Below are 13876 nucleotides of genomic sequence, written 5' to 3'. Positions count from 1 at the left end.
GTGTTGGCACTCCTCGGCCGCGTCATGGTGGCCGCCGCGCTGGCCGTACCGTCGCCGGACGGCCTCTCCCAGAGCCTCGACCCGGACCAGGGACTGGCCACCGGTCCCGCGATCCTGGAGACCGGGCACGTCGACGTGGGCCCGCGGTTCCGCGACGACACGTGGAGCATCCAGATCCACGACGACGAGGCGGCGCCGCCGGTGTGGCGGAGCCCGGACGAGGCCGTCATCCGCGTGCGCGACGCGGCGAAGCAGGAGGTCCCGGACGACCCGGCCTACGCGTTCCTCGGCGCGCCCGCGGGCACGTCCGTGCACGTGCTGCCGCAGACCCAGCAGGAGGGCGTGGTCTGGCTCGGCTGGAACACGCAGGACCCCGGCCTGCTGGCCCAAGCCGGCCGCGGCGTCACGATGAACCTGCGCGGCGTGCAAGGGCCGGGCAGACTGACCGTGTTCCTCCAGTCGGGCACGCTCGGCGCGCCACAGGTGCTGTGGGACTCGGCGAACGCGTACCCGCAGCCGCTCTGGGTCGACCGGAACACGCACACGCACGCGAACTGGGTGTTCGGCGCGCCCGGCGTCTACCTGATCGCGCTGGACGTGACCGCGGAACTGGCCGGCGGCGGCACCGCGACCGCGAGCACCACGCTGCGCTTCGCGGTCGGCGACGCGGCCGGCCCGGACGAGGCCCGCGCCGGCACGATCGCGGTCGCGTCGCCGTCCGCGCCGCCGTCCGTACCCGCTGATGATCGAGGTTTTCCGGGGTGGCTCCTCGGTGTGCTCGGCCTGGCCGCGCTGCTGCTGATCGCGCTACTGGTCAGCGTGGCCGTGCGCGGTGCCGCGGTACGCCGGGCCGCCGAGCGCGCGCGGGAGTCGGCATGAGCCCGGTGCTGTCGCTCGACGACGTGACGGTGCGGCTCGGCGGCCGTCCCGCACTGGAGAACGTCACCATGAGCGTGGCCGCGGGCGAGTTCACCGCGCTGCTCGGCCCGAACGGTGCCGGCAAGACCACGCTGCTCCGCGCCGCCCTCGGCCTCCTGCCACTGACCGGCGGAAAGACCACGATCACCAATCCGGGGTACGTGCCGCAGCGCCACGAGTTCGCCTGGGACTTCCCCGCCTCCGTGCAGGACGTGGTGCTCAGCGGACTCGTGCGCCGGATCGGCCTGTTCCGCCGCCCCCGGGTCGCGCACTGGACCGCGGTCTGGGACGCGCTCGACCGGGTCCGGCTGGGCGACCTGCGCACCCGGCCGGTCGGCGAGCTCTCCGGCGGCCAGCGGCAGCGCGTGCTGGTCGCCCGCGCGCTCGCGCTCGACCCGGCCGTGCTGCTGCTCGACGAGCCGTTCACCGGCCTGGACATGCCCTCCCAGGAGGTGCTGACCGAGCTGTTCACCACGATCGCACGGGAACGGGCGGTGCTGATGGCCACGCACGATCTGGCTGCCGCGGCGTACACCTGCGATCGTCTGATTCTGATCAACCGCACCGTGCTGGCCGCGGCGCCCCCGGCGGAACTGCGCGACCGCGACGTGTGGATGCGCGCGTTCGGAGTCGGCGCGGAGAGCCACCTGCTCAAGGCCCTGGGGGTCTGAATGTCACCGCTGGACTTCCTCGCCGACCTGCTCAACCCTGATCTGGCGTTCCTGCCGAAGGCGCTGGCGATCGCGGTGATGTCCGCGATCATGTGCGGCGTGATCGGCTGCCACGTGGTGCTGCGCGGCATGGCGTTCATCGGCGACGCGGTCGCGCACGCGGTCTTCCCCGGCCTGGCCGTCGCATTCCTGTTCTCCGGCAGCCTGGTGCTCGGCGGCATCACGGCCGGCGTGATCACCGCGCTGCTGGTCGCGATCTTCTCGCAGAACCGGCGGATCAAGGAGGACTCGGTCATCGGGATCTTCTTCGTCGCCGCGTTCGCGCTCGGCATCGTGATCATCTCGCGCGCCCCCGGGTACGCCGGCTCGCTCCAGCAGTTTCTCTTCGGCTCGATCACCGGCATCCCGGACCGGGACCTGCTGATCGTCGGCGGCACCGGCCTGCTCCTGCTGCTCGCGGTCGCGCTGCTGCACAAGGAGTTCGTCGCGGTCACGCTGGACCGGGAGATGGCCCGCGCGCTCGGCCTGCGCGTCTTCTGGCTCGACGTCACCCTCTACGTGCTGGTCACGCTCGCGGTGGTGATGGCGGTCCAGACGATCGGCAACATCCTGGTGCTCGCGCTGCTGGTCACCCCGGCCGCGACCGCCCGGCTGCTCACCGACCGCCTGGTCGCCATGATGCTGCTGGCCCCGGCGGTCGGTGCGCTCTCCGCACTGGTCGGCCTCTACCTGTCCTGGTCCTGGGACCTGCCGGTCGGCGGCACCATCGTGCTGGTACTCACCGGCATGTTCCTGCTCGCCTTCCTGCTGGCCCCGCGGCACGGCGCCCTCACCGGGCTGGCCCGGGCCCGCTGACGTCCGCGAAGTCCGCACCCCGGGCGGTCCGCTCGTGTGCCCTGATCCCGGCGAGCTGCGCCTCCAGGTGGGACACCGCCATGTCGAAACCGGCACCCCCGAGGACCAGCCGGTGCGGCGGCCGCTCCGCGTCGACCGCGTCGGCGAGCGCACGAGCCGCCGCACGGGGATCGCCGGGCTGGTCGCCGTGCTGCTCCACCATGCTGTCCCGGACCGAGAGCAGCAGCGGGCCGTAGTCCGCGATGCCCTCGTCGATCGGCTCGACCGCGAAACCGGCGTAGGCGTTGGTGCGGAACGCGCCCGGCTCGAGCGCGAGCACGGTGATACCGAACGGCTCCACCTCGTGGCGCAGCACCTCGGTCATCCCCTCGACCGCGAACTTGGCCGCCGAGTAGGAGCCGAACGCCGGCGCACCGACGAGCCCGGCGACCGACGAGACGTTGACGACCGTGCCGGACCGCCGCTCCCGCATCCCGGGCAGGACCGCGCGCAGCACGGTGAGCGCGGCGAAGAAGTTGAGCTCGAAGGAGTCCCGCACCGCCCGGTCGGCCATGCCCTCGACCGTGCCGACCCAGCCCCGGCCGGCGTTGTTGACGAGCACGTCGATGCCGCCGAACCGCTCCTCCGCGGCCGCGACGGCGGCGCCGACCTGAGCCGGGTCGGTGACGTCGGCCGGGAGCAGGAGCAGCCGGTCGCCGTGCGCGCGGGCCCACTCCGACAGCTGCGCGGGCCGGCGGGTGGTCAGGGCGACGCGGTCGCCGCGGGTGAGGGCCTCGTCGGCGAACGCGACGCCGAGACCGCCGGGGGTGCCTCCGGTGATGAACCATGTCTTCATGGCCGGAACGGTGCCGCCTCCGGCGACCGGAGGGTCCACCGGGTGTGACAGCGGTCACCGGAGCTGGAACCCTCCGGTTACCGGATGGTGCAGGCTGGTGCCGTGACCGCGCTGCTGAGCGTCGGCGAGTTCGCCGCGATGACGCACCTGAGCATCAAGACCCTGCACCACTACCACGACATCGGGCTGCTCGCTCCGGCCAGCGTCGACCCACGGTCCGGCTACCGGTACTACTCGCCGGACCAGATCCCGACCGCGCAGGTCATCCGCCGGTTCCGGGACCTCGACATGCCGGTCCGGGACATCGCCCGGCTGCTCGGCGCGGACGCGGACGAGCGGGCCGCACTGATCACCGGCCACCTGGACCGTCTCCAGGAGCGGCTGGCCGCCACGACCGCGGCCGTCGGCGCGCTGCAACGCCTGCTCACGCCGGACCCGCCGCGCCTGGAGGTGGTCCGGCGGCACGAGCCGGCCCGCCGGGTCACCGCGGTCAGCGATGTGATCACCCAAGAGCAGACACTGGCCTGGTACGCGGACGCGATGCGCGAGATCGACGCCGCGATCGCCGCGGCCGGGGCGCGACCGGCCGGGCCGCCCGCCGGGCAGTACGACAACGAGCTGCTCACCCACGGCACCGGCCGGCTCACCGTCTTCGTCCCCACCGACCGGGACGTGGCGGCGGGCCGGGTGCGGCCGCGTCACCTGCCCGCGCGCGAGCTCGCGCTGGTCGTCCACCACGGCGCGCACGACGACATCGACGTCACGTACGGCGCGCTCGGCGCCCACCTCACCGCGCACGCGCTGATCCTGGACGGGCCGATCCACGAGACCTACCTGGTCGGGCCGCGCGACACCCCGGACCCGGCGGCCTGGCGCACCGAGATCGGCTGGCCGGTCTTCACCACCACCCCGAGGAGAACCGCATGAACGACATCACGCTGCCGCCGCTCCTGGCCCGGCACTTCCGGGCCGCCGAGGACCACGACTGGGCGGCCCTCGTGGACTGCTTCGACGAACGCGCGGTGGTGGTCGACGACTCCCGGATCCACGTCGGGCGCGAGGCCATCCGCGCCTGGCGGGAGGAGGACGCCGGCACCTGGACCTACACCTCCACGCTGACGCTGGCCGAGCCGGTCGGACTGACCGGGCACCACGTCGTCGTCCACCTGGAGGGCGACTTCCCGGGCGGCGTCGTCGACCTCCACTACCAGTTCACCGTCGCCGGCGACCTGATCCGCTCCCTCACCATCGCACCCTGATCCTGACCGGCCGCCGCTCAGCGGCGGTCCTTCATCCGGCGCGCGTGCGCGGATCGCCGGGTGCGATCAGCGGGCAGGTCACCGGGCGCGACCAGCGGACGGATCACCGAGCGCGACCAGCGGGCAGATCACCGAGCACGACCAGCGGGCAGATCACCGAGCACGACCAGCGAGCGGATCAGCGAGCGGATCACCGGTGCGGTCAGCGGGCGACCGCGGACCAGCGGGCGCGGAGCACCCTGCCTACCAGCACGGCCACGGCCCGGCCGTCGGTCCGGGCGGTGAGCGTGCGGGCGGCGGCGAGGTCGGCGCCGCGCAGGCCGCCGCTGATCACCAGGCCGGGGTCCGTGTGCTCGCCGACAGCCGGAAAGGCGTCGAGCCGGGTCACACCGGGCGGCTCGGCCTCGCCGAGCACGTCGCCGACCACGTGGACCCGATGCCCGTCGGCCAGCGCGTCCGCCGCGATCTCGGCGGCCCGCAACCTGGCGTTCTCGACCGGGCCGGTGACGGTCAGGAGGTCCGGGCCACGGGCGAGATCCACCCACAGGATCCAGTCGTCCCGCCGTCCGAGCCGGACCGGGAACGCCATCGCGGGCACCTCCTCGACCCGCTCGCTCCACGCGAACGGCGGCGGATCCATCGCACCGGAGCCGGTCAGCCGCACCGCGAGATCACCGGAGGACAGGCGCACCCCGAGATCGAGATCCCCGGCGACCACCGGCCTCGGCCCGGCCGCGGCCAGTGCCGGAGCGGCTTCGGGTCCGGCCACGGCCGGACCGCCGGCGGGGAACGACGCCGGGGCCTCACCGGCCGCCTCCGGACCAGCAGCGGCAATCGGCGCTGGGGCCGCACCCGGCTCTGCCGCTCCCGGACCAGCCACGGGAACCAGCACCGGGGATGCCCCCTGTCCGACCGCCTCTGGGCCAGCCGCGAAGACCGGCGCCGTGGAGCCGGCGGGCGGTGTCACCTCCCGACCCGCCGGAGACACCGACGAGACCGGCGGCACCGACAGCGCATCGACCGGCGAGACCGGCAGCAGCGACGAGACCGGCGGCACCGACAGGGCTTCGACCGGCGAGACCGGCAGCACCGACGAGACCGGCAGCACCGACAGGGCTTCGACCGGCGAGACCGGCAGCACCGACGAGACCGGCAGCACCGACAGGGCTTCGACCGGCGAGACCGGCAGCACCGACGAGACCGGCAGCACCGACAGGGCTTCGACCGGCGAGACCGGCAGCACCGACGAGACCGGCAGCACCGACAGGGCTTCGACCGGCGAGACCGGCAGCACCGACGAGACCGGCAGCACCGACAGGGCTTCGACCGGCGAGACCGGCAGCACCGACAGGGCTTCGGCCAGTGAGTCCGGCGGCAGTGACGGGAACTCGGCCGGGGAGACCGGCGGCACCAGGGAGGCATCGGCCACCGGGACGAAAGGTGCGAAGGTCGCGGATCTGCTCTCCGCGACGTCGGCCGCCCCGGTTCTCGCCGGCCGGGTCGCCGACGCGAAGGTCTCCGAGGTGGGCACCGCGGAGGCCGTCTGTGCGCGAGCCGTCGCCTCGGAAGCGAACACGGGCGACGGAACCGTCGCGGCGGTGGAGTCGCCGACGGGCGAACCCGCCGGCCACCATCCCCGCGCCACTTCCGGCGGCCCGTCCGCCGGGCGCCGCCGCCGCGGCCACCGCCACACCACCGCGCCCAGCAGCGCGGCGATCACGATCGCCACGGCAGCTACCAGCATCGCCGAACGCACCTGCCCGCCGCCGTCCCCGCCCGGCGGCCCGGCCGCAACCGGCGCGGACGGCAGCGCACCGGCGCGCACCGACGGCCCGGCCGCGTCCGGCGGCAGCAGCAGGATCCAGCCGGGTTCCAGCACCGCCGGGTCGGTCAGCCGCCGGCCGTCCGGCTGCACCCGGTTCTCGTTGAGCGCCACGATCTCCGGGAACCGGTTTCCGTCGCCCAGTGTCTCCACCGCGATCTGATAGAGGTACTCCCGCCGGCCATCGACCGGCTCCCCCACCACGTAATACCGTGTCTCGTCCGGCTCCGGCACACCAGGTGCCGCGCCCTGGCCAGCGTGAATCGCGCCCTGAGCGCCGCGGGCCACGCCCGCCGCCTCCCTCGGTGCGCTCGCCCTCTCCCGCGCCGGGCCCGCCGTGCCCCGCGTCACCCCCGCCGCTTCCCGTGCCGCGCCCGCGGCGCCACGGGCAACGCCCGCCACCTCCAGGGCTGCGTCCGTCGCACCATGGGCAGCGGTGGGCGTCAGTAGAGCGCATCCGGCCAGCAGGACCGTTGCCGCCAGCATGCCGCGCCGTCCTCTGGCCGCTGGAACCTGTATCGGCCTGGGGACCGGAGCGAGGCGCGGTCCAGGTGTCGGCCGGGTGTGCGCCGCGGAAGCCCTCATACCGGTGTTGTGTGTGGGCTCGTGCGACGTGCGGCCAGGCGGCGCCTGGGCCTCGCCGCAGCCCGTCGGGATCCACCGAACACGCCCTCGCACCGGCACGCCGCGTCGCACCATGGCCACCACCGTCCTCCCGCCAGACGCCGACTGCCATACGACGACGGCAATCGTCATCGGTTCAACAGCGCCAGAGAGCGGTGCCGGAAACCGGCGCCGGAGAGCAGCGGCAGAGAGCAGCGCCGGAAACCGGCGGCGAGCAGCAGCAGCGGCGAGCAGCAGCGGCGAGCAGCAGCAGCAGCGGCGAGCAGCGGCGGCGAGCAGCAGCAGCGGCGGCGGCGGCGAGCAGCAGCAGCGGCGGCGAGCAGCGGCGGGCTGCCGCCGCGCGGGGCGGCGGCAGCCTTCGGCAGCGTCAGCGGAACAGGCTGACCAGTGCCTTCTTCAGTGCGCCGTCGTGCCGGTCGCCGGCCCACAGTGCGGTGTCCAGCGAACGGCCCTCGCGGCGGGCCTGCGAGCAGTACGCCTGCACGTCCTCCGCGACCGGCAGGTCCGTGATGGCCAGCGCCGCGTGGGCCCGGTGGTGGTAGGCCGCCTCCTCCGCGTCGCGGACCGCGACCCGGCCGTCGTCGCCGTGCCGGGGTGCGATCGCCACCCGGCGGCCGAACAGCGGCACCAGCAGCACCCCGGCCGGTCCCGAGTGCGGGATCAGAACCTCCGTGTTCGCCCTGGCCAGCGCGTCCGCGACCGCCCGCTCGTAGTGCGGCGCGACCGCGGCCTGGGCCTGCCGCGGGTCCATCTTCGACAGCACGTCCGGCTGCACCGCGGACGGCAGCGAGCCGTAGAGCGCGCTCGACACCGGGCCGGGAAGCCGGTCGACGATCGCGACCAGCTGTTCCTCCGGCAGCGAGCGCAGCACCGTCACCGCGGACTCCTGCGGCAGCTTCCCGGCCACGCCGATCAGCTGGGCCTCGGAGAGCATCCCGACGACCCGGGTGCGGTAGTCCACCGCCATCACGGGCAGCAGACGTGCCAGATCGGCCGGGGTCAGCTCCTTCAGCACCACCGGCAGGCGGTCCGGCGGCATACCTTTCATCAATGTCACGCCGTTAGCCGGCGGTGAGTTTCTGATCATGAGTATCAGCTGGGTAACGGGCATCATCCCGCCCATCAGCATGGTGTCTCCCTGTGGTCGCCCGGCCGCCGAGACAGGCCGTGGAGGACCTGCTTACCGATTGCTCAGGACTGGATAGCACGACCAGGTTACGAACACCATCGCCGAACGGCGCTGATCACACCCCGTTCGACCAGGGGTGACGGCCCGGTCGTCGCCGGGCCGCCACGCTGTGTCACTTCTTGACGGTCCAGGACTGCTTGTCGTGGTGGACGCACCACCAGATGACGACCGGCAGGCCCGCCTCGCTCTGGTTCAGGTCCAGGCAGTAGTTGCTGTCGAGTCCTGTGTAGAGCGTGTTGTCCGCGATCGTCCACTGCTGCGCGGCCGTACCGTTGCAATTGGCGGTCTGGACCTTGACGTTGTTGTCGACCTTCGCCCACGCCACGTCCAGGCAGAGCCCGGTCACGTACGACCGGATCGTGCCGTCCGAGCGGACGTCCCAGCGCTGCGCGGTCCCGGACGTCGGGTTGCAGTCCGTAACCGTCATGATCACGCCGTCGGTGGCCGCTCCGGCGTCGATGCACCTACCGGTTTTCCAGTGGGTGATCTGCTGGCCGGGCAGCGGCGGCGGCTTCGGCGCGCTCGTGGTGCCCTGCGGCGCCGGTGCGACCGGGGCGGGGGCGGCGGCCTGGGCCGGCGTGCCCGGCGTCGGGCTGGGCGTCGCGGACGGCGTCGCCTTCGGGCTGGCGGAGGCGCTCGCGGACGGCGAACCCGCGACCGGGGACGGCGCCACCGGCGCGCCGAGGCGCGAGTCGAGGCGGTAGTACTCGGTGTAGTCCGTGACCTTCTTCAGGAACGCGCGGGTCATCACGTCCGGCAGGCCACCGGCCCGGCGCACCGTGTCCGGCCCGGCGTGGAACGCGGCGAGCGCGGCCGCGTACGGATCGCCCTCCAGCCCGTCGAGCTCGTCGGTGAGCTTGCAGAGCACCCGGCCGAGCGCCGGGATCGCCGAGCCCGGCTCCCACGTGGACGCGCCGGCCGGTGCGTACCGCGACCAGACGTCCGTGCGGAACTGCGCCACTCCCTGGCGGCCGGCCTCGCCCAGCTTGCCCTCGTCGAACGCGGACGCGGCCATCAGCTCGGCCGCCACCGCGGCGGGCGTCACCTCGGGGCAGACCCGGCCCGCGTCGGCGACCAGGGCGACGTACGCGTCCGGCAGCGGCTGCGCCTCCGGCACGTCCCCGGCGACCGTGTCCACGACCTCGGCCGCGCCGGCGCCGCCGAACTGGGGCAGGTCCGCGTAGTAGGCCGCGTAACCCGCGGACTCGTCGACGTAGACCCGCGCCGCCTCCGGCACCTCGCCGGTCGCGGTCACCGCGTCCAGCCCGGAGTGGTACGCCGCCAGCGAGAGCCGCCACAGGTCGCCGTCCACGCCGACCTGCCGCAGCTCGCCGCTGAGGCCGCACATCCGGTGGGCGAGCGCGAGCGCGCCGGCCGTGGTGTCGGTGCGCGGCGCGCCCGGCCACGGCGCCCACTTCTTCCAGTCCTCGTCCGTCAGCCCTGCCAGGCCGGAGCCGCCCGAGGCGGTGCCGGTCGCGGTGCTGTCGAAGCCGGACTCGGCCATCAACTGCCCGGCGATCCGGTGCGAGCCGAGCATCGGGCAGGAGTGCGCCGCGCGCAGCACCGCGGAGAGCTGCACGTCCGAGACGGCGACGCCGGTGATCTTCTCGTCGTCCGCGCGGGCCACCCCCCAGCCGAGGACCGCGGCGGTCAGGACCACGATCGCCAGGGCCGTGCACATGGCCGCGGTGATCCGCCCGGACCCGCTCGCCGGTAGCCGGAGACTGATGTTCGGCACGACTCGCACCTCTCTACACGCCGGAGTTCGGCATTAATGACGTACGCCGGCGTGCCCGAGTTCAACGTCCCGCCGAAGTTCCCGCCGGTAGCCGGGTCATCGCGTGCTTGACCAGCGCGATCAGCGCCTGCTTGCTGGACTGCCGGTCGCGGGCGTCACACCAGACCAGCGGCACGGACGCGTTCAGCTTGAGCGCGCCACGGATCTCGTCCTCGGTGTACGGGCACTCGCCGAAGAACATGTTGACCGCGGCCACGAACGGGATGCGCCGCCGCTCGAAGTAGTCGATCGCCGGGAAGCTCGCGTCCAGCCGGCGCGTGTCGACCAGCACGATCGCGCCGATCGCGCCGACCGCCAGCTCGTCCCAGATGAACCAGAACCGGTCCTGGCCGGGCGTGCCGAAGAGGTAGAGCACCACGTCGGAGTTGACCGTGATCCGGCCGAAGTCGAGCGCGACCGTGGTCCTGGTCTTGTCCTCGATGCCGGTCAGGTCGTCGACGCCTTCGCTCGGTGCGGTCAGCACCTCCTCCGTGGTCAGCGGCGCGATCTCGCTGACCGAGCCGACGAGCGTGGTCTTGCCGGTGCCGAACCCGCCCGCGACCACCACCTTGACCGATTTGCGATTCACGAAGCAGAGTCCTTCTATCTAGAGGCGCTGGAGTCGATCGAGAATGGTTTCCAGGAGCCGGTAGTCGGCCACGGTGCGCTCGGCGGGGTCGCCCAGCGCCAGGAAGCCACGCTCCAGAAGCACATCCACCAGCAGCTTCACCACGGTGAGCTGCTTGTTGAGGTAGGCGGCGAGCTCGGCGACGGAGATCCAGCCGTTGCAGCAGGCGATGATCTCGCGGTACTCGGGCTCCAGCGCCGAGGTGTCCACCGGCAGCGCGGTCACCTGGGTGGCGAGGTTGAGGCTGGTGTTGCGCGGCGAGGTGCGCCCGTTGACCAGCATGTAGAGCGGGACCAGGCGACCGCCGGGCTCGCCGTCGTCTCCGTACCAGGTCTCGTCCGGCATTAGGCGGCTCCCTGCGGCACTCGCAGCGTGGTCCCGAGGTACTGGCCGATGCGGGTGACCAGGCGGCCCATCTCGTAGGCGACCGTGCCCATGTCCACGTCCTGGCCGCAGAGCACCGCGAGCCGCGCGTGCGGACCGGCCGCCGCGACGAAGAGCGTGTGCCCCTGGTACTCCACGATCACCTGACCGACCGGCCCGCTCTCGAACCGCCGGCCGGTCCCGGCCGCCACGCTGTGCAGCGAGGACGCGCCGGCCGCGAGCAGCTCCGCGGCGTCCTGCGGCAGCGCCGTGGACTTCTGGATGATCAGGCCGTCCGCGCTCAGGACCACCGCGTGATGCACGTCGGGGACCGTCACCAGCTCGTCGAGCATCCAGGTGAGATCGTTCTGCGATGTCGGGTCCATCAGGCTTTCCTGTCTCCGTCGGTACGAGATCCGTCCCCCTCGTCGGCGGCGCGGCCGGCCTTCCAGCCTCGCTGGTACTGCGAGAGGCGGGAGCGGGCCTGCTCCGGCGAGCGGGTGGTTTCCGGTGCCTGCGGCTCGGGCGCGGGGCCCGGGGGCTCGTCACGCAGCTGCTGCGCGAGGTGCTCCTGCGGGCGGCGGACCGGCAGCGGCGGGCGGGACGCGGGCCGGGGTGCCGGCGGCGCGTGGGTGGGTGCGATCGTCTGACCTCCTACGGCGGGGATCCCGTCCTTGATCGCCGGCATCTCGGCGGTGGGGTACGAGTCGTCCATCGGCGGTTCCGCCACGGCCACCGGGGCGGCCGTGGTCGCGGGGGTCTGTGGCGCCGGCGCCTCGGGAGCGCGCCGCGGGACGGCCGGGGGAACGGCCGCCGGCGGGGTCATCCGCTCCCGCGTGCTCGGCGGCGTCGTGGCCGCGTCCGGCGCGGTCAGGACGAGCCGGGTGGGCAGCAGCACGATCGCCATCAGGCCGCCGTACGCGCTGGTCCGCAGCGACACCTGGATGCCACCGCGCTTGGCCAGCTCCGCGACGACCCAGAGGCCGACCTGCGCGCCGTCCCGCAGCGCGGTCACGTCCGGCGTCGGCGCGTCCGCGAGCAGCGCGTTCGCCTTCTCCAGCGCGTCGTGCGGCATGCCGACGCCGGCGTCCTCGATCTCGATGACCACGCCGTGGCTGGCCTGGCCGCAGCTGATGAAGACCTCCGACTCCGGCGGCGAGAACGTCAGCGCGTTGTCCAGCAGCTCGGCCAGCAGGTGCGTGGTGCCGGCGACCGCGCCCGCGGCGAGCGACAGCTCCGGCGTGTTCCGCAGCGTGACCCGGCGATATTTCTGGGTCTCCGCGATCGCGCCGAGCAGCACGCGGCGCAGTGGCACCGGCTTGTGGAAGCGGCGGCCGATCTGCCCACCGGCCAGGATGACCAGGTTCTCCAGGAAGCGGCGGGTCTGCGCGAGCTGGTGGTTGACGTCGAACAGCTCCGCCAGCACGTCCTCGTCGCCGAGCTTGTTCTGCAGCTCCTCGATGGTGCGCAGGCCGCGCTGCAGCGGGCGCTGCGGGCGGCGGGCGACGCCCATCAACATCGCGGTACCGGCGGCGCGGGTCGCGGCCTCGTCGACGGCCGCGCCGACCGCGACGTTCAGCGAGCGGTTGAGCACGTCCGCGAGCCGGCCGATCTCGTCCTGGCCGTAGTCGCGGGAGGCCAGCTCGACGCGGGTGTCGACCTTCTCCCGGCGGCGCAGCCGGTCCATCATCTCCGGCAGCCGCTTGTCCACCATCGTGGCCGCGTCCGCACCGAGCTGCTCCAGGCGCACCGAGAGCGCGCGGTCGACCAGGATCCGGGACTGGCGGACGGCCCAGACGATCGCGGCCACCGCGACTCCGATCGCCGCCAGGCTGACCAGCAGCGCGGTGAGCAGCGTGGTGTTCGCGGCGTCGAGCGCGCGCTGGGAGACCGCGTCGGCCTGGGTGATCGACAGCTCCAGCAGCGCGTCGGAGATCGCGACGCTGGACGCCTCCCACGCGGCCGCGTCGACGTTCAGCCCGGCCGGCACGGTGCTGCCCCACGGACCGGCCGCGATCAGCTCGTTCTCCGCGGCGATCAGGCGGGACCAGGCGTCGCTCTTCAGCAGCGCCTCGTACTGCTCGCCGGCGGCCGGCTCCAGCGCCTCGGAGACCTCGTCCAGCTCACCGTGGTACGCCCCGACCAGGCCGGCGAACGCGCGGTGCTCCTCCGGCGTGAGCGACTTGGCACCGTACGCGCTGACGATGACCGACGCGGATCGGGACATCAGGTCGGAGACCCGGAACGCCTCGGTCGCGGTGTTGCCGCCGAGCGCGCCGTCCTTGGACGGCACCACCCGGGCCTGCTCGTCGAAGAGCGCGGTCGCCGAGTCCAGAATGCCGTCGTAGTACTCCGCGACCTTGTCCCGCGAGGTGGCCTTGTAGTCGATCGCGCTGCGCTGCTGCGGCAGCTGGTCCAGCCGCGCCACCAGATCGTCCCACCGGGTGGTGATCGAGTCCGGCGCGGCGGCCAGCGCACTCTCGGCGCTCTCCCGCATCGCCGCGAGCGCGGCGTCGGTGCGCACCCGCTGCTCCTGCAGCTCCTGCGCGGCGGCGCCGGGGCGGGCCGCGAAGTCGATGCTCAGGCGGCGTTCCCGCTGCACGTTCGCCAGACCGGTGGCCGCCGGGATGGACACCTCGCGCACGCTGGTCGCGACCGCCCGGGTGTAGTACCCATTGAAGACCAGGTATCCGGCGACGATCAGCGCCAGGATCAGCGCCACCACGCTGGGAATGAGAACGAGCCGGATGACCCGCCGGCTGATCGACTGCTGTCGTCCGCCCTTCGCCTGCGCAGCGCGGGGATCGGGTCGCTTCGTCACGATGCTTCGAGGTTCCTGACCGAGTGCGGGCATGCGGGCATGCGAAAGGAGCTGACGGCCCTCCCCATCCGCCGACCGGCCGCACAGGATCACCGGGCCCGATCAGCGAGGGCG

Annotated in this window: 13 protein-coding genes; 5 read left to right on the top strand and 8 right to left on the bottom strand. The window is 73.4% G+C overall.

Annotation, left to right across the window (positions count from 1 at the left end):
- Genes J2S43_RS05855 through J2S43_RS05845 form a run of 3 tightly spaced genes read left to right on the top strand, consistent with a single transcriptional unit; the run spans position 1 to position 2444 of the window.
- The gene (locus J2S43_RS05855) at positions 1-879 is read left to right on the top strand and encodes a choice-of-anchor M domain-containing protein (RefSeq protein WP_306827540.1); all 879 of its coding nucleotides are present in this window, start codon (positions 1-3) and stop codon (positions 877-879) included.
- A complete protein-coding gene (locus J2S43_RS05850; RefSeq protein ID WP_306827538.1) occupies positions 876-1589 on the top strand; it encodes an anchored repeat-type ABC transporter ATP-binding subunit in 714 nt (237 codons plus the stop codon). Before J2S43_RS05855 ends, J2S43_RS05850 begins: the two co-directional genes overlap by 4 nt.
- Complete coding sequence (locus J2S43_RS05845; RefSeq protein ID WP_306827537.1) at positions 1590-2444, top strand: anchored repeat-type ABC transporter permease subunit; 855 nt, start codon at positions 1590-1592, stop codon at positions 2442-2444.
- Here J2S43_RS05845 and J2S43_RS05840 read toward each other — a convergent pair.
- Entirely contained in the window at positions 2419-3279 is an 861-nt protein-coding gene (locus tag J2S43_RS05840; RefSeq protein WP_306827536.1) for an SDR family NAD(P)-dependent oxidoreductase, read from the bottom strand. The two genes, J2S43_RS05845 and J2S43_RS05840, sit on opposite strands and share 26 nt — an antisense overlap.
- An 84-nt stretch (positions 3280-3363) precedes the next feature.
- Between J2S43_RS05840 and J2S43_RS05835 the strand changes: the two genes are divergently transcribed.
- Together J2S43_RS05835 and J2S43_RS05830 are read left to right on the top strand one after the other, a co-directional pair.
- Positions 3364-4206, top strand: coding sequence for a MerR family transcriptional regulator (locus J2S43_RS05835; RefSeq protein WP_306827535.1), 843 nt, complete (start codon positions 3364-3366; stop codon positions 4204-4206).
- Positions 4203-4538: a nuclear transport factor 2 family protein gene (locus J2S43_RS05830; RefSeq protein WP_306827534.1), complete on the top strand. Its 336-nt coding sequence runs from the start codon at positions 4203-4205 to the stop codon at positions 4536-4538. Before J2S43_RS05835 ends, J2S43_RS05830 begins: the two co-directional genes overlap by 4 nt.
- A gap of 202 nt (positions 4539-4740) precedes the next feature.
- Here J2S43_RS05830 and J2S43_RS05825 read toward each other — a convergent pair whose 3' ends face one another.
- The 7 genes from J2S43_RS05825 to J2S43_RS05795 all read right to left on the bottom strand — a co-directional run bounded on the left by J2S43_RS05825 (position 4741) and on the right by J2S43_RS05795 (position 13762).
- Entirely contained in the window at positions 4741-6561 is a 1821-nt protein-coding gene (locus J2S43_RS05825; protein ID WP_306827533.1) for a LysM peptidoglycan-binding domain-containing protein, read from the bottom strand.
- Positions 6562-7351: 790 nt separating this feature from the next.
- Positions 7352-8041: a magnesium transporter MgtE N-terminal domain-containing protein gene (locus J2S43_RS05820; RefSeq protein WP_306827531.1), complete on the bottom strand. Its 690-nt coding sequence runs from the start codon at positions 8039-8041 to the stop codon at positions 7352-7354.
- Positions 8042-8285: 244 nt separating this feature from the next.
- Positions 8286-9911 carry a ricin-type beta-trefoil lectin domain protein gene (locus J2S43_RS05815; protein ID WP_306827529.1) on the bottom strand — a complete coding sequence of 542 codons (1626 nt, stop codon included), beginning with the start codon at positions 9909-9911 and terminating at the stop codon, positions 8286-8288.
- 61 nt (positions 9912-9972) lie between these two features.
- Positions 9973-10539 (bottom strand): GTP-binding protein, encoded by a 567-nt coding sequence (locus tag J2S43_RS05810; RefSeq protein WP_306827528.1) that lies wholly within the window; start codon positions 10537-10539, stop codon positions 9973-9975.
- Between the two features lie 18 nt (positions 10540-10557).
- Positions 10558-10923, bottom strand: coding sequence for a DUF742 domain-containing protein (locus tag J2S43_RS05805; protein WP_306827527.1), 366 nt, complete (start codon positions 10921-10923; stop codon positions 10558-10560).
- The gene (locus tag J2S43_RS05800; RefSeq protein ID WP_306827525.1) at positions 10923-11327 is read right to left on the bottom strand and encodes a roadblock/LC7 domain-containing protein; all 405 of its coding nucleotides are present in this window, start codon (positions 11325-11327) and stop codon (positions 10923-10925) included. The genes J2S43_RS05805 and J2S43_RS05800 overlap by 1 nt, the downstream gene beginning before the upstream one ends.
- Complete coding sequence (locus tag J2S43_RS05795) at positions 11327-13762, bottom strand: sensor histidine kinase (RefSeq protein ID WP_306827523.1); 2436 nt, start codon at positions 13760-13762, stop codon at positions 11327-11329. The genes J2S43_RS05800 and J2S43_RS05795 overlap by 1 nt, the downstream gene beginning before the upstream one ends.
- Positions 13763-13876 lie beyond the last annotated feature (114 nt).

The organism is Catenuloplanes nepalensis (assembly GCF_030811575.1).
In the GTDB taxonomy this organism is placed as follows: domain Bacteria; phylum Actinomycetota; class Actinomycetes; order Mycobacteriales; family Micromonosporaceae; genus Catenuloplanes; species Catenuloplanes nepalensis.
Note: the sequence above shows the minus strand (reverse complement) of the source record. Positions and strands in the feature narration are given on the sequence as shown.

Coding starts and splice junctions, on each gene's coding strand:
- J2S43_RS05800 (WP_306827525.1), bottom strand. CDS start 11,327: ATGGACCCGACATCGCAGAACGATCTCACCTGGATGCTCGACGAGCTG.
- J2S43_RS05830 (WP_306827534.1), top strand. CDS start 4,203: ATGAACGACATCACGCTGCCGCCGCTCCTGGCCCGGCACTTCCGGGCC.
- J2S43_RS05850 (WP_306827538.1), top strand. CDS start 876: ATGAGCCCGGTGCTGTCGCTCGACGACGTGACGGTGCGGCTCGGCGGC.
- J2S43_RS05835 (WP_306827535.1), top strand. CDS start 3,364: ATGGTGCAGGCTGGTGCCGTGACCGCGCTGCTGAGCGTCGGCGAGTTC.
- J2S43_RS05840 (WP_306827536.1), bottom strand. CDS start 3,279: ATGAAGACATGGTTCATCACCGGAGGCACCCCCGGCGGTCTCGGCGTC.
- J2S43_RS05845 (WP_306827537.1), top strand. CDS start 1,590: ATGTCACCGCTGGACTTCCTCGCCGACCTGCTCAACCCTGATCTGGCG.
- J2S43_RS05805 (WP_306827527.1), bottom strand. CDS start 10,923: ATGCCGGACGAGACCTGGTACGGAGACGACGGCGAGCCCGGCGGTCGC.